The following is a 24,242-nucleotide window of genomic DNA, read 5'->3' on the forward strand; positions in this document are numbered from 1 at the left end:
CGCCTAACGAGACTCGTGTCAGCGAGTGGGACACAAGGGATTTTAGGGGACTAGTGAGTCAGCTGATGCTGGTCTGGCAGGGTTTCCCCCCCAATAACTTGCCGCTGTCGTATCCTGTGCCGTGGCAAGTTTACCCCCGGTAGTAAATTATGGGGATTCTGTGTAGAGGTTTCTTTGCGTAAGTCCTAGCTTTAACAAAACCTGCGGAATTCCCCATCCGCCGGGAGCGGTGGGGATGAATAGCAGGGGAAAAGTCAGGGGTACCGCTTCGCCCAAGCAAGCTACGATACCCCTGACTTTTCCCATTTCTGAACAATTCTTACTGCTGGGTGTAGAATGCAGTAAGGCAAGCTTGCCAAGGGGGTGATATTGAGTGCAGCACAAAGCCATACAAGTTCGTTTATACCCATCTCAGCAACAAGAAATACTTTTGTCTCAAACATTCGGGGTAGCTCGCTGGTGGTGGAACTAGGCGCTAAATAAATCAATTGAAACGTATAAAACCACAGGCAAGGGGCTGGGACAGGTAGCACACAATGCACTATTGCCAAAGCTCAAAAAACAAAAGGAAACCCTGTGGTTAGCTGATTGCTATAGCCAAGTTTTACAGGCCACGACGCTCAACCTAACCACAGCGTACAGGAACTTTTTTGAGAAACGCGCAAGTTTCCTAAATTCAAGTCCAAGCACGGTAAACAATCAATCCAGTATCCTCAGAACGTCAAAATTGTAAATGGCAATATCAAGCTCCCTGGCAATATTGGGATAGTCAAAGCCAAAATACATAGACCTATTGAGGGGAAGATAAAGACCGTTACCGTTAGCAAGACTCTTTCGGGGAAATACTTTGCATCTATACTGACCTCAGTAGAAGGTGAAAACCCAACTACAACAGAAGGCAAGATTTATGGTATTGATTTAGTTTTGAAGCATTTTGCCGTTGTTACTGACGGCGAAAAAGTGTCAAAATACGACAATCCCAAGCATCTTGCCAAGCATGAAAAAAACCTGAAGCGCAAGCCGAAAAAATTAGCACGTAAGCAAAAGGGAAGCAAATCAAGAAACAAATACAGGAAAGTTGTCGCTAAGGTGTACGAGCGAGTTAGCAACTCGCGGCAAGATTTTCTGCACAAACTTAGTTACAAGTTGGTCAGCTAAGCATTGCTGTCATAGTAGAAAATCTTCATGGTCATTGCCCATGGTATGCGCTTCGCGCACGCTGAGCGAACGTAACCACAACTTAGCAAAGGCAATTTCTGATGTTGGATGGGGAACGTTTACCAACTTTTTAGCCTACAAGTTAGAACGCTTTGGTGCGAAGCTGGTTGAAATTGATAGATGGTTTCCCAGTTCCAAGCTTTGCTCTAATTGTTACGATCAACAAGTCGATGAAATGCCGTTAGAAGTGAGGGAATGGACTTGTCCTGATTGCGGCACTCACCATGACCGGGATGGAAACGCAGCGATAAAGTGCGATTCGTTCAGTCGAAACCGAGAAATTGGGGGATGACTGGCTTCTACAGGATAATCCATCAGGATTGAGTTCGCACTTTAATCCCTTGTAGATGACAACTTCATAACCTTGCAGGTGAGCGTTAGTACCCTAGAAAGCGTCAAACCCTGTCCTCCAGACGTAGGAGTGAAAGCATGTCCCCCACTGTAGCGACTAGCCCTCAATCGGTGAAGCGGGGATAAAAGCGGAAAAGAGCTGCCAGCCTAAAGGTGGTATCCCGTGAGCAAGTTCTGATGGATAGCGAAAGTTAAGTCACTGCCTGAATCACCGTTACTGCGAACCAGCGAAATAAGGCTTTTTACGCTGGGAGTCCCAAAAGGGCATAAGAAATGGGTGGCATGAGGATTTTTATCGACATGCCTACGTTACCCAAAAACTCGGTGAAAAGGTGACATCCTAACAGAACAAACCAAAGGTCATGAGGAACGAAGTAACCCACCTGATTACTCTCGAAGAGGTCGAATACTTCGAGTAGTCAGCTTTGACGTAACATCTGAATTTCCAGGTAACGGGTGGAAGAGATTGAGTCAGAAGCCAAGGCCTCACTGTAATAGTGAGGATATGCTGACAAACTCACGGTAATACGGAATGTATAGCTACAAGTATGCAATTAATAAGTCATGAACACGGCACTACAACCGATGTATGAATGGAAGGATATAAACTGGCGAAAGCTGGAACGTACCACCTTTAAGTTGCAAAAGCGGATATACAAAGCGTCTAATCGTGGTGATGTCAAGTTAGTACGCAGACTCCAAAAACTTTTGATCAAGTCTTGGGCAGCAAGAGCCTTAGCGGTTCGTCGGGTAACTCAGGATAATCAAGGAAAAAAGACGGCAGGTGTGGATGGTGTAAAATCACTAACCCCAAAGCAACGTCTTATCTTGATAAGTAAAATCAATCTGGGTTCTCAGGTCAAACCAACAAGCCGAGTTTGGATACCCAAGCCTGGTACAGAGGAGAAAAGACCTTTAGGCATACCGACAATGGAAGACCGAGGGATGCCTCGCGCTAGTTAAACTGGGGTTAGAGCCAGAATGGGAAGCGCGATTTGAAGCTAACTCATACGGCTTGGGACCTGGGCGCTCATGTCATGATGCGATAGGAGCAATCTTTTTGGCGGTTAAGCATAAATCAAAATATGTGCTAGATGCCGACATCAGTAGATGTTTCGACCGCATTAATCACAATAGACATCTCCAAAAACTGTCAAAGCCTCTCTAATATTGGTTTTTGACTGCCTGCCCTTTGGGGGGCAGGCAGTCAAAAACCAACGGTTATATCAGGCTTTGGCAGTGTTGCAGTCAAACTGGAGGGTATTTCTTAGGTAATCTGATATCATATTTACTCAGAATTTTTCGAGGTTTTAGCTATTTAAAACTATCGCGCCTATTCGCCATCTAATTAATCCACATACTGTCAAAATTACTCGCTCATATATTGAATATTTTAATCTAAATCTTTCAGCGGCTATCCGAACCGAAATGTTTTCATCAACCTAATCAGATGTTCTACCATTTTGGCCTTTTTTTGATTTTCCTGTTTTTGTTCAATTGTCATTGCTTTACCTCTACTTTTTTTATGAGGGTTGTCTATCGCTGTTTCCCCCACATAAGCTTTATCCCCTTGAAACTTCTGGTTATCACTGAACTCTGTCCGTCGCGCCAAATTTTTATGTCGCTGGTTGCTCCCGGTTTCCCTACTACTACATCCACTATTTCTTTACCTGTAGGCATCACTATTAATTGGTTTTTAAATGTATGCCTTTTCTTCATGCCTGAGTAATACTTTTTTTGCTCTTGATACTCTGTCGGTCTTTCACGGGGTTGCTCGCCAAATCCACTATTAACTCAAATTGGCTTAATATTTCTTCAATCCATTCCCATTCTGATGCGTTTTTTTTTACTTGTTCTACCAGCGACGCTGGTAGCAGCTCCCTTAGTATTCCTAGCCAGTAGTGAAATATATAATTGGCTGCTGATTCACTTACTCCAAACTGGATTGAACTCCTAGCATCTGGAATGTCGGTAAGTGATGTAGATATACTAATGTCAGCAGTACCTGGTCGGTCAAGCTTAACTTTGGCTGCCTACCGCCTCCAGCTTTAATTATTCTCGTTTTTTTCTGTGCTACTGTCAGTTGTTTTTCCTTATGTAATCTTTCGGCTTGACCTATTAACTCGAGCAGCTGCTCGTAATCTAGTCCCACTAACCGTTGGGTTTCTGATGGGTGCTTTTCTATGTATTCTCTCAGTTGACTCATTTTTGGCCAGGTAAAACTCTATTTTACCCCACGCGCTCGCGGGATAGTTTGTTTGTTGGAGAGGTCTAATGCACTTCTGAGAAAACTAAATACCTATCCAACCTTACGGAGGCAAATCCTCGCTTGGTTAAAAGCTGGTGTTATGGATGGAAAAGAGCTGTTCCCAACTCCAGATGGCACACCGCAAGGCGGGGTAATATCCCCTCTGTTAGCAAATATAGCCTTACATGGTATTGAGGAATTGATTAGGGGTTTAGCCCCAAAATTCGATATGAAGCGACCCTCAATGTATAAGAGATAAGCTGAAATCGATTTCACTAATCAGATCCGCAGACGACTTCCTAGTTCTCCATGAGGATTTAGAAGTAATAAAACTGTGTAATTCAGAAATAGAGAAGTGGTTAAGTGACATCGGGTTAGAATTAAAACCGAGTCAAACAAGACTAGCTCATACCCTGAATAAATTAGATGATGAAGAGCCTGGATTTAACTTCTTAGGATTCAACCTCAGACAATTTCCAGTAGGAAAATATAACTCAGGTAAAGTCAAAGGTAAAATTCTCGGATTTAAGACTATTATCACCCCCAGCAAAGATAGTCAGAAAAGGCACTACAGAAAGGTTGCCGAAGTAATAAATAAGTCACGTGGGTTAAACCAAGCGACTTTAATCAAGAAACTAAATCCTATTATAAGGGGTTGGTGTAACTACTTCTCAACAGTCGTCAGCCAGAAAGTCTTTGAAAGGTTGTGGCACTTAGTTGTCTGGAAGCTTCTGAAATGGGGTCGGCACCGTCATAGAAATAAAGGCAGAGCGTGGATAGGCCTCAAATACTTCAAAACCTGAGAAGGTAATAACTGGGAATTCGCTACCAGAGAGGGTGAAAATCCTCTAAAGCTAATACAACATAGCTCCAGGAAAATAAGTCGCTATGTAAAGGTAAAGGGGACGGCATCTCCCTATGACCGAGACTGGATGTATTGGAGTTCAAGGATGGGAGAACATCCTGAAATACCCGCAAGAGTGGCTAAACTACTCAAGGGACAAAAAGGGAAATGCGCCCACTGCGGTAACTACTTCAGAGAAGGAGATTCCTTAGAAGTTGACCACATCATCCCTAAATCTATTGGTGGACGGGAATCATATGATAATTGGCAACTACTCCATCGACATTGCCACGACACAAAGACTGCCAATGATGGCAGTCTCGGTAACAAATCTAGCTGTAAAAGTGCTAAACCTAAGCCACCCGTAGAACTAAACCTTTGGGTTTGGGAAAACGATATGTTGGTAATGACGTACTGATGACAACAGCCGTTTTACTGAGGAGCGGAATGATGCGAGAGTATCACGTTCCGTTTTGGAGAGCAGTGGAGGAGGCGACTCCTTCACTGACTTTAATTATGAGAGCAGAGGGTATCAGAATGCTCGCATAGGGATGGTTCAGCCGTCTTTTGCTGTAGTCGGGGAGATAAGACCAAAGATGGGGCGAAAGTCTCATCTAGTGTACTCCCCGGTGAGTACAGAAGCCCCGTCCGCCCGTGCGGGGTAGTTCACATCTAGCCAAACTGAGATGATAAGATCGCGATGAACATGCTTCGAGGGTCTGTTGTGATCCGTTCTGGCACTTTGACGCTTCAGTCGCCACCAGCGGAACTTGCGGCAAACAATCGCCTGCGATTGTTTGCCGGATCTGCCAACTGTCCGCTGGCTCAGGAAGTTGCTGCTTACCTGGGAATTGAGTTAGGTCCAATCGTCCTCAAACAATTTGCGGACGGAGAAATTTACCTTCAAATTCAGGAATCGATCCGGGGCTGCGATGTTTACCTCATCCAGCCGACTTGCCGTCCGGTCAACGATCACCTGATGGAATTGATGATTATGATCGATGCCTGTCGTCGGGCGTCGGCAAGACAAATTACAGCTGTAATTCCTTACTACGGCTATGCCCGCGCCGACCGCAAGACGGCTGGGCGAGAATCGATTACAGCCAAGCTGGCGGCGAACCTGATTACCGAATCTGGAGCCAATCGCGTACTGGCGATGGATTTGCACTCGGCACAAATTCAAGGCTATTTCGATATTCCCTTCGATCACGTCTACGGTTCTCCCGTACTGATCGATTATCTGGCAAACAAACAACTCTCTGACATCGTTGTTGTGTCGCCGGATGTAGGCGGCGTGGCGCGAGCTAGAGCGTTTGCCAAAAAGCTTGACGATGCGCCCCTGGCAATTATCGACAAGCGCCGCCAAGCTCATAACGTAGCAGAAGTTTTGAATGTAATCGGCGATGTCGCCGGTAAAACGGCTGTATTGGTAGATGACATGATCGACACGGGCGGCACGATCGCTCAAGGCGCGGCATTATTGCGGAAAGAAGGGGCGCGTCAGGTTTACGCTTGTGCCACCCATGCGGTTTTCTCGCCCCCAGCAACTGAACGACTATCCAGCGGGTTGTTGGAAGAAGTAATCGTGACGAACACGATACCCATTCGCGAAGAAGATCGGTTTGAACAGCTGACAGTGCTTTCAGTGGCTAACGTGCTAGGCGAAGCCATCTGGCGCATTCACGAAGATAGTTCGGTTAGCAGTATGTTTCGTTGACATCCTCCCCCGCCAATTGCTTACGCAATATGGCGGGGGATTCCAAACTTCACAGTCTGGCTTTTCTGCTTCAAAGACTCTTGACTAGGCATTGCTGCCCCCGTTAGACCGTCTCCACAGACGTTTTGGAACACCGCTTGTCCATCGGCGTTGAGACTTAAAAGCCCTCTCTTTTTCACTACTTGGGCTGCTGCTAGATCTCTATCGGTTCGATATCCACAAACGCAATCATGTACCCTGACGCTTAAATCCTTGGGGGTATGAGTATCACATATGGGGCAAGTTTGAGATGTACCATTGCAATCGACTTTGGCGAAGTACACGCCGCGTTTCCAGCATACCCAACTCAAGATATTTAAAAACTGACCGAAACCAGCATCTAAGGTATGCTTGCATAGCATTCCTTTAGACATTGCTTTTAGGTTTAAGTCCTCTGCAAAAATCATTCCTGCTTGATTACAAAGATGATGGCCCAGTTTAAAATGCCAGTCCTTTCTTGAGTTGGAAATATGTTCGTGCAATAAAGCTATTTTTTGGGTGAGGCAAGCGCCAATTCTTACTACCCTTTTTCTTGCGCTTTAACCGTCTTTGTAGCAATTTCAGCTGACTCTGGGTATCAACGAAGAAACGAGGTCTTTTAACCAACTCACCCGACGATGTAGCAACAAAGGAGAGCAATCCGACATCAATCCCTAATGGTTCCCCATGAGGAGGTACATCAGGTACATTAACATCACATTGCAATGAAAGCATTACGTAGTATCCAGATGCACGTTTAACAATACGAGCCTGCTTTAGGGTAAACCCGTCAGGTATTGGACGAGATAAACGCATCTTGACCATGCCGATACTAGGCAGTTTGATCGTATCCCCAACTATATCTTTTTCGTTCATTTGTGGAAATACAAATGAACGCATCTTTTTCTTAAAACGGGGAAAACCAAATCCTCTTTCCCACATTGACACAAACGCTGTTTCAAGTTGCTTTAGAACTTGTTGCAACACTTGCGAATGAACTATTTTAAGATGGGGATATTCTTTCTTGGCTGCGGTTAGTGCTTTGCACTGACTACCATAGGTAGGTCGCTTAACATCCGGTGGAATTATATATTCCATCAGGATGCTACAAGCATTGATGTCGCACTTCCTAGAGTTAGCCCAGTCCTTGCGTTCTCTTAACGCAAAATTCCACACTTGAACAAATACAGATTTCTAACCATTGGTCAAAAGTCTGTATTTGTTCAAGTGTGGGAGCTAATTTGTACTCGTAGGTTATTGTTATCATACTAATACAATATCATACTTTAGAAAATGCGTCTATATTTTTTAAGGATGCTTCGCATTTATTCATTGGTGGGCATTCATGAGGTAGGCGATGCCGGAACCACTTCCGGCATTCAAGCCTACCGTCTCGCCGCTAACTGCTCCGCAGTCTAGCGGGAGCCTTCTGCCGACATTCAGGTAATGGGTAATGGGTAATGGGTAATTGGTAATGGGTAATTGGTATTTCTTGCCATTACCCATTACCGATCGCCTAATTTGTAGTAATTGGTATCGAAACAAGTCACTGAAAGTATTGCTTTCCATTACCGATTACCCATTACCGATTACCCATTACCGATTACCCATTACTCGATTCACCGTTGCTGACTGCGAGGATCGAGGGCGTCCCGCAAACCATCGCCGAGTAAGTTAAAAGCCAATACTGTAACGATAATCAGAATCGCTGGAGGCCAAATTAGCCAAGGTTGTAGCACCAAAATAGAAGCATTGGTCGCCACTGAAAGCAGATTACCCCAAGACGGGTCGGGCGGCTTAATTCCCAATCCGAGTAAGCTCAGTACCGATTCGGCGACGATAAAACCAGGCACTGCTAAAGTCGCCGAGATAATCAGGTAAGTCGCTGTTTGGGGTAAAACGTGACGGATGATGATATACAGGGGCTTACCGCCCATCGCCCGTGCAGCTTGGACGAATTCCCGTTCTTTAATTGACAGCACCTGTCCTCGAATTACTCGTGCTAACCCCGCCCAGCTGACAAACGAGGTAATCACCACAATTAGCAGAAACTGCTGGGCGCTGCTGATTCCAGGGGGCAAAACCGTCGATAGGGCAACCAGAAGGTAGATGTAAGGAATCGTCATCAATACTTCCACGACGCGCATCAAAACGCCGTCAATCCAGCCACCGAAATAGCCGGAAATTCCACCTATCAGTACTCCTAAAGGGAAGGAAATCGCAATTCCTACCAAACCGATGCTAAGGCTAATCCGGCCTCCATGCACCAAGCGACTGAATTGGTCGCGCCCTTGTTCGTCCGTTCCCAATAAGTTAAATTTGCCTTCGCCCCCAGTGCCGAATAGGTGCAAATTACAGGGTATGCCTGTAAAAATTTTTACTTCTTGAAACTGGGGGGGTAAGGGGAGACTGAACTGAAACAAGTTGTAGGTTGACCCAGAGACAAACAAGCGCAGGGGTGAGGGTTTTTGGCGGTCTACCGTGAGTAAGCGATCGCCTGTTTTCAAGTCTACCGCTCCTTGTGTCGTAGGATACACGTGCGGCCCGATAAACCGTCCCTGTTCGGTGCGCCAGTAAATCTGGGTCGGTGGCAGTAAAGAACCGTTGAATTGAGACGCATAGGGGTCGTAAGGCGCGACAAAATCGGCTGCAATGACAGCCAAGTAGAAAATTAACAGGATTATTGCCCCCAAACTAGCCAGGGGATTCTTTTTCAGTTTCTGCCACCAGTTCATACACTTTTACCGATGTTCAACCAGTTTTCTTTGTTCCTCCTCAACCTTTTCGTGTTCCACCACAAACACGTTCGAGTACAAGTTGGCGATGATTTGCTTTCCTTGCTGCGTCAGGGTGAGATAGCGGAGTGCATCTTTGATGTAGGGATAAACCCCGTTCCAGTAAAACTTGGAATAGTTCTTGCGTAGATCTCCGGGATGGCTGTAGCCTAAAGCTTTATTCACGCCAGTTTCTTCAAATTCATAGTATAAAGAAGTGATTTTCTTGAGATAGCGCGGATCGCTAAGTTGACCGATGAGATCGGCGGCGCGCACTAAACCCGAATAATTAACCGTATCCTGGTGATCTTCTGCCACGGGGACAGGGAAACGGGTTAATTCTATATTGCGCTTGATCGCTTCGGCATCGATTAGCTTGTGACCGCCAAACCGTTCTTCGATAAAGAGTTTGGCTCGATCTACATGATAAGGCGTCAGGCTGGCATCCGAAGCACCTGGGGGCAGAGCGACCATGCCGCCGTCTTTTCCAGTCGCATACAATCTTTCTTGATCTCTGTCAGCGCGACACACGCCTTTAACGTAGCCAATGTCGTGACACAGCAGAGAGATAATGCAGTGCAACCAATCTTCGCAAGAAATTCCACCTTCGCGGATGTGTTTCCCGCGTAAGATTTCTTGCCCGACTAAGGTAACCAGAATCGTATGCTCGACGTTATGATAGAGGGCGTCGCTGTTGGCGATATTTTCTAACGCCATACTTCCCGCCCAGCCAATGATGTCTTCGTAGTTGGTTTTCCATCCCCCGTAGGTGCGGTGGTAGCCATCCCGGAGGTTTTGTACGAAGGCGTCGATTAAGATTTCTGTGGCATTAAACATGCTGGTTACTCGCTCGTGCTACTGGCAATGTCTAGAGGGATTGGGCAGCTATAGTTGTTTGTTATCTTCATTTAATTTTTATTCAAGATAGGAACAAATCCCTGTTTTTTCCACAATTGGTTTATATGCTAGCGCAACCAACGCTCCAAGGTACTTTCGTAATATTCCCTATGGGATCGCCACGGTTGAGACGGGATCGATTGGCGAGCGCGGGCAATTTTTGAGCCAGAGTGCCATAATGTGCCCTCAAATTTGACCAGAGGCACAAAACCCCCGTCCTCAAGGCGGGGGATGTAGTGCTTACCGGGACGATCTCGTCGGGTCAAGGTGGAAGCGATTATGCTAAAATTGGTACAAGACGTTAAAACGTACCCCCGGACTGGGGGAAAGTTGACGAACCTGGAGCTAGCTGCAAAGCTAGGATAGTGGGCTAAGGTTTCCTGAGTTCTCAGGATATTAAGGCTGTGAAGTCTTAAGACCCCTTACCAATAGGCGCCGGGAGTGTCAAAATAGACAATTGTATGCGGGTGTAGTTCAGTGGTAGAACGTCACCTTCCCAAGGTGAATGTCGTGGGTTCGAGTCCCTTCACCCGCTTGGTTTCTGTACAATGACTAATTAATTGTCGTCGGTGACAGATTGGTGTCGTTGAGACGAATTATGTGTCGTCGTGCCAAATAGATGTCGTTTAATGAGCAGTGACATATTAATGTCGTCTTAATTTCTGAAAAGCATCCGAATAAAAAACAAATTGTCATCTTGGGAAGCTGACGTTCCTTTCAATCCACTCTAGTATTTGTAAGTTTTATAACATTACTTTAGATGGTAGTTGAAACTGTGTTTTTCTAGGATTACTGTGAGGTTGTCAATTTTCTTTCAACCCACCCCTAGTTGAGATGAAAGTTGAAACAGCAAGAATAACTTTCCACGAAGTTAAGAAAATACTCTTTCAACCCACCCATAGTTGGGATGAAAGTTGAAACAACGCCAGCTAAAACAGTTACCTGAACTAGCTTTTAGAGGCTATTTTCGTAAACCTCTAAAATTGTGGCGCTATCTCTGGCTTAAACAGAGAAGCAACCATCCCACAAAAAGACTGTAATCATTATCCCATGGAGCGCATCGCTATCCTCCTCACTAACCGCTTGCAATCAACGGATATCGATCTTTATTGACTTTTAACCACAGGGGTTTAGTAAGCCTCACCGATAAAGGACAATAACTACGTAACCAACGTATTAGGCGAGAAGCAGTTGACAAGAAACTCTTGAGCGAACGGGACATCTGTACTAAGTACATTACACCCGCTCTGACAAGTCGGGGTTGGCAGCAAGGCAAATGTTATTTAATCTGTATAAATCTAATGGCAAAGTCAAGGTTTATGGCTAATAATACCTATTTATACAGAGGGGAAATTCCCTTAAGCATTGGAATTCCCTCCTCTATCTTATATAAAGATGAATTCTGTAGCTGAATCATCTCAATCGATGATTCAGCTACAGAAACCCATAGGCTATTAGCTAGAGTTTTAGATTGGATTCCTGAAGTGGTAGATTACCTAATTAACTCATTAATTTTAGAATTAAGTTAGGCCGAGCGGCCGAGTATTCAAAAGCTTTTTGAGCAGGCCAAGCAGCAGTTAAATAAATATTTATATACCAGATATGTTACTCATGAATATTCAGCCACCTTATTAGAGACAGAAGCTTTAGTTGTTGAGGGTTTTAACAAGACAGAAAAACCTTACATATATGAGGATATTTTTCCTGTGGAATATTCAGGACTCAAACAAATAGGTACTTTACAAAGGAGAAGTTCGAGTGGGTGCTTAACGCTGCTTCTGGCAATATTGAAAAGTATATAGAAATCTATGTCGATGTTTCAAAGCTTTCATATCCTGTTGCCAAGCTTATAGGTCTCGCATTATTTGAGCTAATTAATGATGATAATAAAAACATGGGCTGGGGAACGATTCAACGAGATGCTCTAGCAAAAGCTGCGCGTGAATTAGTAGCACATGGAGTTTTACGTAGTAATAAGAATGCAGTAAATACTCTCAATAAACATTTTAATACTCCTGGGCAGGATTATCACAAATTTAGCCGCAATAACACCAAACACATGGAGCTAGTTCATTGGGCTATTAAGGAATAGGATTCATACTTAAAAGGATTTATTACTAACCAGCTTCCACAGATAAATATCACTCTTTACATGAATCCATAAATGGAAGCATAGCTGTAAGCTTGATAAAGGAGGCACAGCAGCAACGCAGGAATCGTCAGCCTGGTAAATCAGAAATGGGGATCTATTAGGTCACATCACTAAAAAATCGGCTTCTGGTAATTCGCCATCTCCCCTCTAGCCAAACGACACCGCTGGCAAACCCCTTGCTTCCTCAACGCTAGGCTCTTAAATTTTGCCTTACACTTTGGACACTTAAACAACAAGCGTAACTGATGGCGTAAGCATAGCGAGACGTTGATGGCAGTGGCGGTGCGGCAAGTGTTGGCTATGTAATTGGGATGCGCGAGGCTGTTCTGTGCTATGGGCTAGAAGGCAAGCTGAACGAAGCGCGATCGCATAGCGAGACACTGATGGACGTGGCGGCGCAGCAAGTGTTGGCTGTCTAAAACTAAAAACATCTCTTTGGGCGTTAAAAATCATTCGAGCAAACGATATCTAAAATCTCAGAGGCTAATGATTCCATTAGTTGTTTAGTTTCACAAGAGAGGGATTTACTACCCTCACCCGCCCATCGGAACTTCTCTGAACCTTGCCAAATTTGTACCTGTGCTTCACTACTAGACATTGGAACATCAGCACTAATTTTGCTATGTATCCCAAAGTTAACGTAAACAAGCCAAACTAGCCGTTCTGCCACAAAGCAGGGATCTTGAATCCTGTTTCACACTTGGGACACTTAGATAAAAGCTTCAACTGGTGGCTGACGCATTTCCACACCGACTTAAACTGCCACTCGCTCCGATGGCACCGAACCTACCCATAACACGCCCCACATAACCGAATCGGAGTACACTTCATAGAAAAACACGGGAAGCGGGTTCCTCAGACACTTTAGTGCTGGTCGGTGTGCGACACGAGCGGTTTTAACCGCCGTGGCATTTCAGGGTTAACGATGGTGCGGATCTTCAATATAGCGCTTTATCGCCTCACTGCTAACATTGCCAGCAGTACTAATAAAATAGCTGTTCGTCCAAAGAGACGGCAGCTTTTTTAATTCAGGAAACTCTTTCCGCAGGTAGTAACTAGATCTACCCTTAAACGCCTTAACAACCAAATGAGGAGTATCGACGGGCTTGACGCTAATAAATAAGTGGATCTGGTCTGGGGCGACCTCCAAAGCTAAAATATCCCAACCCTTCTCTATCGCCAAATCCAAAAATATTTGTCGCAACCTTGTTGCTATGTCTCCAACCAAAACCTTCTTTCTTCGTTTGGGAATCCAGACAAAGTGATAATTAATCAAGTACTTAACGTGATTGTGAGTTTGATAATCTTTCTGCAACAACATATTTTGTTGTTTTGTCACCTCTGATTGACACTGCTAGCCTAGTCGATTACTATAAATGAGTCAACTAAAATAAGAGGTCATGCCGAAAGCTAAAGCTAAAACTTTTATGGGCGTCCAGCAAATATTGCTACGTCCAGATCCCGAAACGCGATCGTTGTTAGAGTATCTTTGCCAACAGTCTGGAAAGCTCTACAAAAATGAAACTTATTAGGCTAGACAAATATTCTTTAAAACAGGAAGGTTGTTATCAGGAAAGTTTGACTTAATTTATGAACCATCAGTTTCAAAATCAAAGATTGATCAATCTTTGCCCTCAACGCCAATGCAACAAACACTGATGTCAGTGGCAGAAGCTTTTAAATCTTTTAAGGAACTGAGGGATTTACACTTTAAGGGCAAGTTGCGCTTCAAACCAAAACCACCAAAATATCTCAAAGGGGCAAAATTATTCAAGGTGACCTACCCCAATACTGGCGCACAGAAGCCGGTGTTGCTCGATGGGAAGCTAAAATTTTCTTTGGGATTGACTATTAGAAGGTGGTTTGGCATATCGGAGTTCTTTCTCCCTATGCCATCAAACATTGATTACTCAAAAGTTAAAGAGTTTACTATTCTGCCCAAAAATGGTGCTTTTTACTTAGAGATATCCTAGGAAGTGCAAAAAGAAAAGCACGACCTGGATATTAGTCGTGCTTTGTCAATCGATTTGGGAACCGCTGATAATTTAGCTGCCTGTGTCGATACTAATGGTAATTCTTTCTTAATTGATGCTCGCGCTATGAAGGGGATGAATCAATTGTGGAACAAAAAGGTATCAACTCGTAAAGAAGGCAAGCCAGAAGGATATTGGGATAAATGGTTAGAACGCGTTACTCGCAGGCGCAACCATCAGATACGCTTCGGGGATTAATAAGGCAGCTAGAATAATCATTCAACATTGTTTGAAGCATCAGAGCGGAACCCTAGTAGTTGGATGGAACGAAGGGTTTAAAAATGATGCCAACCTTGGTAAGGTTAACAATCAAAAGTTCGTTCAGATGCCACTAGGTAAATTGAAGGAACGATTGCATCAACTTGGCGATTTACATGGTATTCGATTTGTAGAAACTGAGGAATCTTACACTTTGATCGCCAGCTATCAAGGGTGGTGACTCCCTGCCCAAATATGGCGAAAAGCCAGATGGGTGGAAAGCATCGGGTAAGCGAATTTCGCGCGGGTTGTATCGCTCTGCCAATGGTTCAATTGTGAATGCCGATCTTAATGGTGCTGCAAATATCCTCAAAAAAGTAGCCAGCTTTTCTTCGCTTAGACTTAGGCTTACTGGGTAGGCGGTGCTTGGTGCGATTCGTTGGCTAGAAACTAGAACTCACAAGGGTTTCTGGGGGATTAGCCGCAAGGTACAGAACCTTGACAACTGAATGACCATGTAGGTGAAAAACCTACCCCGTAGGTGCAGCGGTGAAAGCACTTTCCCCAGGTTCGAGACTAGCCATCAACGCCTGAAGCGGGAATGAAAGGTGGCACTACTAGAAGCCTAATCTGGTATCCATCGAGCAAAAGTATCCATGAGTAAAGCCACGGCTTGAAGATGCGACTGAATCGTCGTCAGTCTAAACCAGCTAAATAGGGCTGAACCGAAAGGAATGCAGGATTTAAGGCAATGCCTGAAAACTGATGAAGCTGGAGCCAAAAGGCAAAGGATAAGGAGTTGGCAAGTCAAACATTGACCAATTAGCACTTCCTACAAACCCGGCGAATAGCATCACTCTAAAGATACACAGAATGGTCATTCGGAACGAAGTAACCTCTCGCTCGCTCTCTTGGAGGTCGAATACCAGGAGCAGGTGCTAACCGTATGCAGCGAGCAGGAAAGATTGAGTCAGAAGCGAAAGCTTTGGGTAACACCAGAGATATGCAGACGGACTCACGATGATTTGGAAGATAAAGTCTCAAGTAGTGAGTAAATATGTCTAAAACGAGTTTAAAGACTACGGTGGAATGGAACCAAGTGAACTGGCGCAAGCTGGAACGCAAAGTTTATAAGCTCCAAAAGAGAATCTACCCTTGCCTCTCAGCGTGGCGAAGTGAAAACAGTTCGCAGACTCCAGAAGACGTTGATGAAGTCTTGGTCAGCAAGAGCATTAGCGGTTCGTAGAATAACCCAAGATAACCAAGGGAAGAAGACGGCTGGTGTGGATGGGCAAAAAAGCCTGACCCCAAAGCAACGTTTGAACCTGACTGGAAATCTAAAACTTGGGTCAAAGGTCAGTCCAACCAGGCGAGTATGGATTCCAAAGCCTGGAACGGAGGAGAAGCGACCTTTAGGTATACCTACAATGAAAGACCGAGCGATGCCGCGCGCTAGTCAAACAGGCGTTAGAGCCAGAATGGGAAGCGCGATTTGAACCTAACTCATACGGCTTGGGACCTGGACGCTCATGTCAAGATGCGATTCAAGCAATATTCAATGCGATTAGGCAGAAGCCAAAATATGTGCTAGATGCTGATATCGCAAAATGTTTCGACCGTATCGACCATGAAGTACTGCTCAGAAAATTAAATACATTCCCCACCATTCGCCGTCAAATACGTGCATGGTTAAAGTCGGGAGTGATGGATAATATGCAGTACTTCGATACATCTGAGGGAACTCCGCAGGGCGGCGTCATTTCCCCGTTACTTGCCAATATTGCCCTCCACGGGATGGAAAATCGGATAAAGCAGGTAGCCAGAGAACTGCCAGGAAAAAAGCAGAAAAACTGCCACGCTCTAAGCCTAATCCGATACGCCGATGACTTCGTAATTCTTCATGAAGACATAACCGTTGTCCAAAGATGCCAAGAGACAATCTCAGAATGGTTAAGTGACATGGGTTTGGAATTGAAGCCGAGCAAAACAAGAATAGCTCATACTCTTGAACAGTATGAGCTAGAAGAACCAGGATTTGACTTCTTAGGTTTTAATATCCGACAACTTCCTGCGGGTAAATACTCATCAGGGAAAAGAAGTAACGGAGAACTGCTGGGTTTCAAGACAATCATCACCCCAAGCAAACATAAGCAAAAGATACATTACGCAGAAATCGCGAGAATTATTGAAGCCCATAAGGCAGCACCGCAAGCGGCGCTAATCAGTCGATTGAACCCAATAATTCGGGGCTGGGCAAATTACTACGCGACTGTGGTAAGTAAGGATGTTTACTCAGATATAGATAACCTCATGTATCAGAAGCTTAAAGCTTGGGCAAAACGCCGTCATCCCACAAAAAACGGGAAATGGATATCAAACAAATACTGGCAATCCATAGACGGCAACAACTGGGTATTCGCAACCAGACAAGGAAAAAACGTCCTTAGGTTACTACTTCATGGTAATACCTCAATAATCCGCCATGAAATGGTTAAAGGCGAATCGTCACCATACAACGGGAACCTGGTTTACTGGAGTGGAAGAATGGGCAAACACCCAGAAATGCCCCAAAGAGTTGCAAAACTACTAAAAGCACAAAAGGGAAAATGCGCCTACTGCGGATTACACTTCAGAAATGAAGATGTGTTAGAAGTTGACCATAGAATCCCCAAATCAAAGGGTGGAAAGGATTCCTACAACAATTGGGACTTACTACACAGACACTGCCACGACACAAAGACTGCTTCAGATGGTAGTCTTGGCAACAAATCCGGCTGCAATAGAGCCGAGCCTAAGCCCCCCAAAGGCTAGAAATGGTTAATGGAAAATGGGTAATGAGGTATGCGTGACAAGCACCAAATCATTGAGGAGCGGAATGAAGGGAAACTTTCACGTTCCGTTTTGAAGACCAGCGAGGCTGGTGACAGCCCCGCTGAGTTTAATACCACCGCAGCGAGGGTCAGACTTTGGCAAAAACCTCAGTCTCCCCTGTCCGCAGAACGAGAGCGGCTTTAGCCCTGAGAGTGTCAATCCCACACCCTTTGGTGGTAACATTTGAGCCAGCCTTTCTGCACTGACTCCCACCACCTTTGCTAACGCTGCCAAATCCTTTTGACTCGGAGGCGGATTTAAATCAAACCGTTCCCACCTCGCCACTACCGCCCCAACTCCTGCCCATTGCCCCAAACTACTTGGCGTTAAGTGATTTGGTCTTCGGAAGCGTGCCAAAAAATGGCTGAGGCTTTTCCCTTCTAATGGTTCAACCTCGAACAACCAAGGCTGAATTTCTACCTCTGCCATTACTTGTACTCCTTCGCCACTTCCTGAAGAATCGCCTATCGATATTTTGGCAAGTCGCTGACTAGGAAAGCCAGTCACAGCAAACGGGGAGCAAAAATCCAGGGTGCAGGGGTTGAACCTGCCTGGGGCGAATTATGAGTTCGCTGCCTAAACCGCTCGGCCAACCCTGGTTGAGCTTTTATTGTATTATAAATCCGCTACCTTCGACCACTCACCCACCAATTTAAGAGTTGTTTAACCGCCCATGGCAACTACAAGGAAGCAGCGCATTAAGGTACCACCCATAAGATTTAACTCCACAGTGGTTCTGACTTTGATTTTGCTAACTCTGATGGCAGGAGCTAGCATCGCCAGTGGAGTATGGGGATTTGCTCTGGGGCATGAAGCCCTCAAAGGCGTGTCTCAGCCGGATGCTCGCCCAACGGCGAAGAAGACGGGTGGAAAGGAAACCCTGTTGGATTCTAAACCATTGGTCATGCTCAAAGAGCCGGATATTATCAAAAGCGTGAGGGCGACGATCCAGCGCAAGGAGAAGGAAGGCGAAGCCGAACAGAAAGAAGAAAAAAGGGATGAACGCGCTAAGACGCTCTCGCCGGAACAGCCGCAGCCACAAACAACTACTCCTGCGCCTGGATTTCCAGCGATCAGCCAAGATAAAGGCGTGACTTTAGAAGTTCGCTCGGCGCGTCAGCAGGGAGGTTCCCTAGTGCTGGATGTGAGCCTGAAAAACGAGGGAAATTCTGCGGTCAGGTTTCTCTATAGTTTCCTCGATGTGACCGATAACCGGGGGCGCGCTTTGAGTGCGAGTACGGAAGGTTTGCCAACGGAATTGCCACCGAATAATCAACCCGTTGCGGGGACGGTTAGTATCCCGACGGCGGTGCTGGATGGTGCGGAGCAAATTTCCCTGACCCTGACAGATTACCCAGATCAGCAACTGCGCCTGCAAACCTCTGGGATTCCAGTAAGATAGGGATGGGGCATTGTAATTCTGACCAGCACACCCCTCAAGCTTATTGACACTCCCCGCTCTAAAGAGGCGGGGATTCTCCAGGGCTTTCAACCATATTCCCTGGATATCCGACTGTCAGGTTTAGCAGCAAAACTGATGCTAAATCTCTGAGGTTTGGTTCCTAGGCTCAACCCACATGGGATTGATATCTCCATAGGCATGACTTTCCCGCAGCCCGCTCTTAGGTCTCTAGATCAAGCGAGACCGTTCGTTCAATTTGGATTCTATCAGATTTGAAGGCGATTCAAATCGCCGTGTCGCCGTTCCTCCACGCAATCAATGGCGTGGCTATCCGTTTCCTGGATTTTTTTAGGTGGATCCGCCTTCTATGTTCCTTTCTTGGCAAGATGTTCTGCCGCGCTTGTTGTCGGTGCTGCTGCTGATTGCGATTAATGCGTTTTTTGTCACCGCTGAGTTTTCTTTTGTGTCGGTGCGGCGATCGCGCATCAATCAGTTGGTGGAATCAGGTGACGCCGCGGCTAAAATTGTCCAAAAACTGCAACGAAATATCGACCGAGTGCTTTCTACCACCCAGTTGGGAATTACCCTTTCTAGTCTGGCACTGGGGTGGATCGGGGAAAAGGGAATGGCTGTTTTGGTGGCAGACTTGCTGGCACGCCTACCCCTGCCAGGAAAGTTGAATTGGGCGATCGCTCACACTCTTGCCATCCCCATCGCTTTTTTGCTGATCGCCTATTTACAGATAGTTTTGGGCGAGTTGTGTCCCAAGTCGGTGGCGCTGATATATGCGGAACAGCTGGCGCGGCTTTTGGGGCCATCTAGTTTGGCGATAGCGCGTTTTTTTAAGCCGTTTATCTGGATTTTAAATCAATCCACTCGCTTCCTCTTGCGATTGGTGGGCATTCGCTACAACGATGAAGCTTGGTTACCTCCCGTCACTTCTGAAGAGTTGCAGCTAATTATTTCCACCTCTTTAGAGTCTACGGGTTTGCAAGCCGAAGAGCGAGAATTACTCAGTAATGTATTTGAGTTTGGCGATGTTATGGCAGCAGAGGTGATGGTACCGCGTACCAGCATTACCTCTATCCCCAGCACCGCAACTTTTCAGGAACTTCTGAATGAAATTGCCACGACTGGACACTCTCGCTATCCCGTTACGGGGGAATCTTTGGACGATGTTGTGGGCATTATTAATTTTATCGAATTGGCTGAACCTTTAGCCCAAGGTAGACTCACTTTAAACAGCCAAATTCAACCCTGGATTCGCCCCGCCAAGTTTGTCCCGGAATATACTAAATTGAGCGAATTGCTGCCGATGATGCAGCGCGCGCCTCAATCAATCGCGGTAGTGGTGGATGAATTTGGCGGCACGGCAGGATTGCTGACCCTAGATGATTTGATTGCTGAAATTATTGGCGATACCGGCGAACCGGATAGCAGCGAAGATTTAATTATCCAAAGAGTAGACGAACAAACTTTTTTGCTACAGGCGCAAATAAATTTGTCAGAATTCAACGAGTTGTTAGATTTAGATTTGCCCCTCACAGATGAATACCAAACTTTAGGCGGTTTCCTAATTTACCAGTTGCAGAAAATTCCCAACCAAGGCGAAACTTTTCATTATAAAAATATCGAATTTACTGTGGTTGCTGTTGAAGGACCGCGCTTGGATCAAATTCTCGTCCGTCGCCAAAAATCTGCAACTGCTCTGATTATAGAAGAGTTTACTGCTGCAAATGAAGCCGAGAATACACAAAACGAACCCATCCCCCCAGAGCAGGATATAGACAACAAAAATTGGTAATTGCTAATTGCTAATTGCTAATTGGTATTTTTTGGCTCAACCACAGGGGAATTGCCCCTACAAACTATTGCCAAGCTTGGTAAAATTCTGGATAATTCATATTTTGGGCGCAATAGCCTATAATATTATAACATTCGCGGTATCTATCGATGTCATTTTTGTAGGTTTCTTGTGATAAATATTGTTTCAAATTACTCACAACTTCTGGCAACTGTTCGTCTAGTACAATTTGCTTCAAGCTTTCAGCAGCTTGCCATAAGATAGATGGATTTTTAGTGGTTTGAATCAGTTGCAATAATTCTGCGAGCGCTTGTTTATTTCCCGGTTCCATTTTCCCTAAGCTCAAAGCGGCTTGGCGGCGAATTGATTCTAGCTGACTTGAATCAACGAGGTTTATTATAGCATCGATCTCGGTTTTATTCACTATACTAATTTCCCCTAAACTTTCCACGCATTTTCTTAGTGGCGCTTCTTTTTTGGTGGATTTAATTATTTGCAATAATGCGGCGATCGCTGCTTTATTTCCCGGAGCTATTTTTACTAAATTATAAGCCGATCGCCTGCGGCTAGATTCGGTTTTAGCCGACTCAATTAAGTGGGTGAGAGTTGCGATCGCTGCTTTATTTCCTGAATCTATTGTACCTAAAGCTGTTGCTGCTATCCGGCGAATCGATTCTTTTTCAGTTGTTTTTATCAGTGAGGTTAAAGCAGCGATACAATCTCGATCTCCCTGAGCAATTTTGCCTAAACTTTCGGCTGCAAGCTGGCGAATTGAGTCGGTTTCTGCTGAGTTTACGATTGGTTGTAATAATGCCGCAGTTGCTTGTTCATTTCCCGTGCCTATTTCGCCTAAGCTTTCAATTGCTTGTCGGCGAATTGATGAATTTAAACTAGAATCAACCAGTTGAATCAGGGTAGTAACTGCCGTTTCGTTGCCCGGATTTATTTTACCTAAATAACAAGCGGCTAGTTTACGGATAGATTCTGTTTCGGTTGATTTAATCAGGTGTAATAAAGTAGCGATCGCATCTTTATTTCCTGGGTCTATTTTAGCCAAAATCCAAGCTGCTTGGCTAGAAGATGCTTGATTTTTGGATATTTTTATTAGGTTAACGATAGCAGCGATCGCATCTTTATTTCCTATACCAATCGTTCCCAAATTATAAGCTGCACGCCAACGGATCGATTCATCTTCGCCTGATTTTAGCAGGTGGAGTAAGGATGCGATCGCTCGGCTGCGATCCGTTTTAATTAAACTTAATCTAATCGACTCTTTCAGCGTTGGTATTAAATTAATCCACTTTTGTTTCTCGTTATTAAAATAACCAAAACGCCACTGGACAATTTGGGCTACTATTTCATCCGCTTTACTACAATCTGCAAACTCGGCAATACCTTCAGCGGCTATAAAATAAGCGCGATACTCGTAAAATCCCCTGTATTGATAACCATCGATGGAGAATTCTCCCAATCCATCTTCAAATTCTACTAATGCTTTAATAAACTCTTCTTTCTGTTCTTTTGGTATATCTTCTCTGCCTAACCATAATAAAATTACTTCTTGCCATTGTGGTTCAAAAATGCGGTAGCTGGCAGGAGATGTGTTGAGGAAATAATGCCAATCGTTAATAGCTTGGGCGGCGAAATATTCTTGGAAAGTGGGATGATAGAAAGCATAAACTTTTTCGCCCCAGTTTTCGGCTTCGGCGGCGACTCCCACTTGGTTTAAAAAACCCAATTGTAGGGCTAATTTAAATAAATCTTCATCGGGTTCTCCGAGTACCGATGTAACGAGACGATGGCGCAAGCGGAACTTTGTTTTCTCTTCAGCAATTGCTTTTAAAGCCAATTCTCCCAAGGCTTGATTTAATTGCTGTCGCTGCCTCGAACTGGTGGGAAATCGCTCTTGCTTCCATTCATAAAGGGCTTCGATAAAATGTCGATAAAGTGCGGCTTTGGTATTGGGCAATCCATCGGGTGCAAGCGTCCAAGTGCGGCATAAAAGTGCTAAGCGGAGGGGATTTTTTACCGCATCTTTGATGCGATCGCGTCCGGGTTGGTCTAATTCGAGTTGCAAGCGTTGTCCTACTTCTAGATTATCCTTAAACCAGCGGCGGATAAACTGTCCCACCCCATCCGGATTCCCATAGCTAAAATCTAAATTGCGATAAGTTTCAAAAGTTTCCAGGGCATTTTTTCCCCCATCCCAAACATTGAGGCGACAAGTCAAAACTACTTTCGCATCTGCTATCCATCCGGTGAGTTGATTGGCGATTGTTTGTAAAGGCAATCCAGTCGTTGCACCGATTGCCATTTCATCGACGGCATCTAATAACAGCCAGACTTTTCCACTATTAAATAACTCGCCTAGTGCTTCTTCCATTGCTGGGGTAACGCGCACTTTTCGGGTAGCGGATCTTAGCCAGGTGCTGAGTAAATATTCTTCTATAGTTTTACCTTGTAAATCTGCCAAGGAAATCCAAATCGGCACATCGGGAGTATTTTCGAGAATCCAAGCGGCGATTTTTTGTAACAGGGTAGTTTTTCCCGATCCAGGTTCTCCGATAATCGCAATTCTTTGGCTTTTTCCAGATTTGAGAACTTGCTCAAAAAACCGTTCTTGCCGATCGAAGGTTTGGATAATTTCATCAGCAGTATCTGGATCGTAAATCTTTGAACCTTGCTGCGGGGAAATATCGCCGATGCGTCGCTGTCTCTGTTTGCGTTCTACTAAACCTAAAGGTACGTAAATATCATCGAGTTCAAAGGTTAATCCATCGCCAGCGGTGAGGGGATTTGTTGTTAAGCGTCCTCGATCTTGTGCTAACAACATTGCTTTGCTTGCTTGTTTCCAGTCGAAAATGAGATTAGTTTCTGGCGGCGTTTCTGTCGGCGGCGTAGTTTCTGGGGGTGGAGAGTCGATGTAAGCGATTGCTTGCCAATCCAATCCCAATCTTTCGCTAATTTCGACAAAATTTACATAATCAACTGGCTTCCCGGTAAAAAAGCTAGTTATAGTAGAGCGAGAGAGTCCTAGCGCCACAGCCAAAGCATTCTGACTGGGAAAACCATGACACCTCAAAGCGTGTTTAACTCTAGCGATGCATTCCGAGGCAACTCTAATCGACCGTGCCATAGCTGAACAAAGCGCAAATATCTAAGTCAAGCACAAGTCAAGCATTCTCAATCATAGCGTAATCGGGAACTCAAGCAGCCTCCCTGTTTGATGTAATTGTGGAAGCGATGCAGTTTTGAAAGCAGCTTCCAATTGCTACTGAAGGTGGTTAATTAAACCGCTAAGGAGGCTTCGATGAATGCTCAATCCCTTGCATCCTTAACTACGATTATTTTAGCTACAAGTTCCCAGGTTGTAACGACCTCGACGTGCAACAATATTTTGGTCGAAAGCTTCCTCAACAATTCTAACAAAATTGTCGGTTCTTATTCCGCACCTAAACGAGGAACGCCAAGGGGTAGAGAAGGTGCTGGAACTCGTTTTGCACCTTCTCCTGTGAATCAGCAAGCGTAGGGACACGGCAGGAGAAAAACTGTGATTTGGCGGCCAAATTTATTGATGCCGTGTCCCTACAATGTTGTGTTGATTCTGTGAATCAGCAAGCGTAGGGACACGGCAGGAGAAAAACATTGATTTGGCGGCCAAATTTATTGATGCCGTGTCCCTACAATGTTGTGTTGATTCTGTGAATCAGCAAGC

General features: G+C 45.0%; 12 protein-coding genes, 2 tRNA genes and 7 pseudogenes. 11 read left to right on the top strand and 10 right to left on the bottom strand.

Annotated features, from left to right (window positions below; translation table 11 throughout):
- Positions 1 to 373: 373 nt before the first annotated feature.
- Both MiSe_RS53115 and MiSe_RS36255 read left to right on the top strand, forming a co-directional pair.
- Positions 374 to 1,468, top strand: a pseudogene (locus MiSe_RS53115) (RNA-guided endonuclease TnpB family protein); the annotation flags it as partial.
- 665 nt (positions 1,469 to 2,133) lie between these two features.
- A pseudogene (locus MiSe_RS36255) lies at positions 2,134 to 2,725 on the top strand (reverse transcriptase N-terminal domain-containing protein); the annotation flags it as partial.
- Between the two features lie 258 nt (positions 2,726 to 2,983).
- On the opposite strand, the pseudogene MiSe_RS53120 reads toward MiSe_RS36255, so the two are convergent.
- Positions 2,984 to 3,288, bottom strand: a pseudogene (locus tag MiSe_RS53120) (transposase family protein).
- Between the two features lie 211 nt (positions 3,289 to 3,499).
- Complete coding sequence (locus tag MiSe_RS51440; RefSeq protein WP_264196771.1) at positions 3,500 to 3,775, bottom strand: transposase family protein; 276 nt, start codon at positions 3,773 to 3,775, stop codon at positions 3,500 to 3,502.
- A gap of 70 nt (positions 3,776 to 3,845) precedes the next feature.
- On the opposite strand from MiSe_RS51440, the pseudogene MiSe_RS54140 reads away from it, so the two are divergent.
- A pseudogene (locus MiSe_RS54140) lies at positions 3,846 to 5,079 on the top strand (group II intron reverse transcriptase); the annotation flags it as partial.
- Positions 5,080 to 5,361: 282 nt separating this feature from the next.
- Entirely contained in the window at positions 5,362 to 6,378 is a 1,017-nt protein-coding gene (locus MiSe_RS36275) for a ribose-phosphate pyrophosphokinase (RefSeq protein WP_444980602.1), read from the top strand.
- Between the two features lie 20 nt (positions 6,379 to 6,398).
- On the opposite strand, the pseudogene MiSe_RS36280 reads toward MiSe_RS36275, so the two are convergent.
- The 4 genes and pseudogenes from MiSe_RS36280 to MiSe_RS36295 all read right to left on the bottom strand — a co-directional run bounded on the left by MiSe_RS36280 (position 6,399) and on the right by MiSe_RS36295 (position 10,007).
- A pseudogene (locus MiSe_RS36280) lies at positions 6,399 to 7,663 on the bottom strand (RNA-guided endonuclease InsQ/TnpB family protein).
- Between the two features lie 62 nt (positions 7,664 to 7,725).
- Positions 7,726 to 7,965, bottom strand: coding sequence for a hypothetical protein (locus MiSe_RS36285; RefSeq protein WP_226589524.1), 240 nt, complete (start codon positions 7,963 to 7,965; stop codon positions 7,726 to 7,728).
- Between the two features lie 50 nt (positions 7,966 to 8,015).
- Positions 8,016 to 9,131, bottom strand: coding sequence for an ABC transporter permease (locus MiSe_RS36290; RefSeq protein ID WP_226589526.1), 1,116 nt, complete (start codon positions 9,129 to 9,131; stop codon positions 8,016 to 8,018).
- 6 nt (positions 9,132 to 9,137) lie between these two features.
- On the bottom strand, positions 9,138 to 10,007 hold the full coding sequence (locus MiSe_RS36295; protein ID WP_226589529.1) for an Npun_R2479 family HD domain-containing metalloprotein: 870 nt from the start codon (positions 10,005 to 10,007) through the stop codon (positions 9,138 to 9,140).
- Positions 10,008 to 10,530: 523 nt separating this feature from the next.
- On the opposite strand from MiSe_RS36295, the gene MiSe_RS36300 reads away from it, so the two are divergent.
- Both MiSe_RS36300 and MiSe_RS36305 read left to right on the top strand, forming a co-directional pair.
- Positions 10,531 to 10,602 (top strand) — tRNA-Gly (locus MiSe_RS36300).
- 1,227 nt (positions 10,603 to 11,829) lie between these two features.
- Positions 11,830 to 12,159 carry a hypothetical protein gene (locus MiSe_RS36305; RefSeq protein ID WP_226589532.1) on the top strand — a complete coding sequence of 110 codons (330 nt, stop codon included), beginning with the start codon at positions 11,830 to 11,832 and terminating at the stop codon, positions 12,157 to 12,159.
- 979 nt (positions 12,160 to 13,138) lie between these two features.
- Here MiSe_RS36305 and tnpA read toward each other — a convergent pair.
- Entirely contained in the window at positions 13,139 to 13,540 is a 402-nt protein-coding gene (tnpA, locus tag MiSe_RS36310) for an IS200/IS605 family transposase (RefSeq protein ID WP_226589548.1), read from the bottom strand.
- A 106-nt stretch (positions 13,541 to 13,646) separates the two neighbouring features.
- On the opposite strand from tnpA, the pseudogene MiSe_RS54145 reads away from it, so the two are divergent.
- Positions 13,647 to 14,897: pseudogene (locus MiSe_RS54145) on the top strand (RNA-guided endonuclease InsQ/TnpB family protein).
- A 610-nt stretch (positions 14,898 to 15,507) separates the two neighbouring features.
- Positions 15,508 to 17,299, top strand: a pseudogene (gene ltrA / locus MiSe_RS36330) (group II intron reverse transcriptase/maturase).
- Positions 17,300 to 17,339: 40 nt separating this feature from the next.
- Here ltrA and MiSe_RS36335 read toward each other — a convergent pair.
- Positions 17,340 to 17,828, bottom strand: a complete 489-nt coding sequence (locus MiSe_RS36335) for a TniQ family protein (RefSeq protein ID WP_226589539.1) — start codon at positions 17,826 to 17,828, stop codon at positions 17,340 to 17,342.
- A 19-nt stretch (positions 17,829 to 17,847) separates the two neighbouring features.
- Positions 17,848 to 17,920: transfer RNA gene (locus tag MiSe_RS36340), tRNA-Ile, on the bottom strand.
- A gap of 113 nt (positions 17,921 to 18,033) precedes the next feature.
- On the opposite strand from MiSe_RS36340, the gene MiSe_RS36345 reads away from it, so the two are divergent.
- Both MiSe_RS36345 and MiSe_RS36350 read left to right on the top strand, forming a co-directional pair.
- Positions 18,034 to 18,723 carry a hypothetical protein gene (locus MiSe_RS36345; protein WP_226589552.1) on the top strand — a complete coding sequence of 230 codons (690 nt, stop codon included), beginning with the start codon at positions 18,034 to 18,036 and terminating at the stop codon, positions 18,721 to 18,723.
- A 367-nt stretch (positions 18,724 to 19,090) separates the two neighbouring features.
- Positions 19,091 to 20,527, top strand: coding sequence for a hemolysin family protein (locus tag MiSe_RS36350; protein WP_226589541.1), 1,437 nt, complete (start codon positions 19,091 to 19,093; stop codon positions 20,525 to 20,527).
- A 64-nt stretch (positions 20,528 to 20,591) separates the two neighbouring features.
- Here MiSe_RS36350 and MiSe_RS36355 read toward each other — a convergent pair whose 3' ends face one another.
- Positions 20,592 to 23,609 carry a HEAT repeat domain-containing protein gene (locus MiSe_RS36355; protein ID WP_226589543.1) on the bottom strand — a complete coding sequence of 1,006 codons (3,018 nt, stop codon included), beginning with the start codon at positions 23,607 to 23,609 and terminating at the stop codon, positions 20,592 to 20,594.
- A gap of 228 nt (positions 23,610 to 23,837) precedes the next feature.
- Between MiSe_RS36355 and MiSe_RS36360 the strand changes: the two genes are divergently transcribed.
- Positions 23,838 to 24,056 carry a hypothetical protein gene (locus tag MiSe_RS36360; protein ID WP_226589545.1) on the top strand — a complete coding sequence of 73 codons (219 nt, stop codon included), beginning with the start codon at positions 23,838 to 23,840 and terminating at the stop codon, positions 24,054 to 24,056.
- Positions 24,057 to 24,242 lie beyond the last annotated feature (186 nt).

Origin of the sequence: Microseira wollei NIES-4236 (assembly GCF_020521235.1) — a bacterium.
In the GTDB taxonomy this organism is placed as follows: Bacteria; Cyanobacteriota; Cyanobacteriia; order Cyanobacteriales; family Aerosakkonemataceae; genus Microseira; species Microseira wollei.

Coding starts and splice junctions, on each gene's coding strand:
- MiSe_RS36285 (WP_226589524.1), bottom strand. CDS start 7,965: ATGGAAAGCAATACTTTCAGTGACTTGTTTCGATACCAATTACTACAA.
- MiSe_RS51440 (WP_264196771.1), bottom strand. CDS start 3,775: ATGAGTCAACTGAGAGAATACATAGAAAAGCACCCATCAGAAACCCAA.
- MiSe_RS36360 (WP_226589545.1), top strand. CDS start 23,838: ATGAATGCTCAATCCCTTGCATCCTTAACTACGATTATTTTAGCTACA.
- tnpA (WP_226589548.1), bottom strand. CDS start 13,540: ATGTTGTTGCAGAAAGATTATCAAACTCACAATCACGTTAAGTACTTG.
- MiSe_RS36295 (WP_226589529.1), bottom strand. CDS start 10,007: ATGTTTAATGCCACAGAAATCTTAATCGACGCCTTCGTACAAAACCTC.
- MiSe_RS36290 (WP_226589526.1), bottom strand. CDS start 9,131: ATGAACTGGTGGCAGAAACTGAAAAAGAATCCCCTGGCTAGTTTGGGG.
- MiSe_RS36350 (WP_226589541.1), top strand. CDS start 19,091: ATGTTCCTTTCTTGGCAAGATGTTCTGCCGCGCTTGTTGTCGGTGCTG.
- MiSe_RS36275 (WP_444980602.1), top strand. CDS start 5,362: ATGAACATGCTTCGAGGGTCTGTTGTGATCCGTTCTGGCACTTTGACG.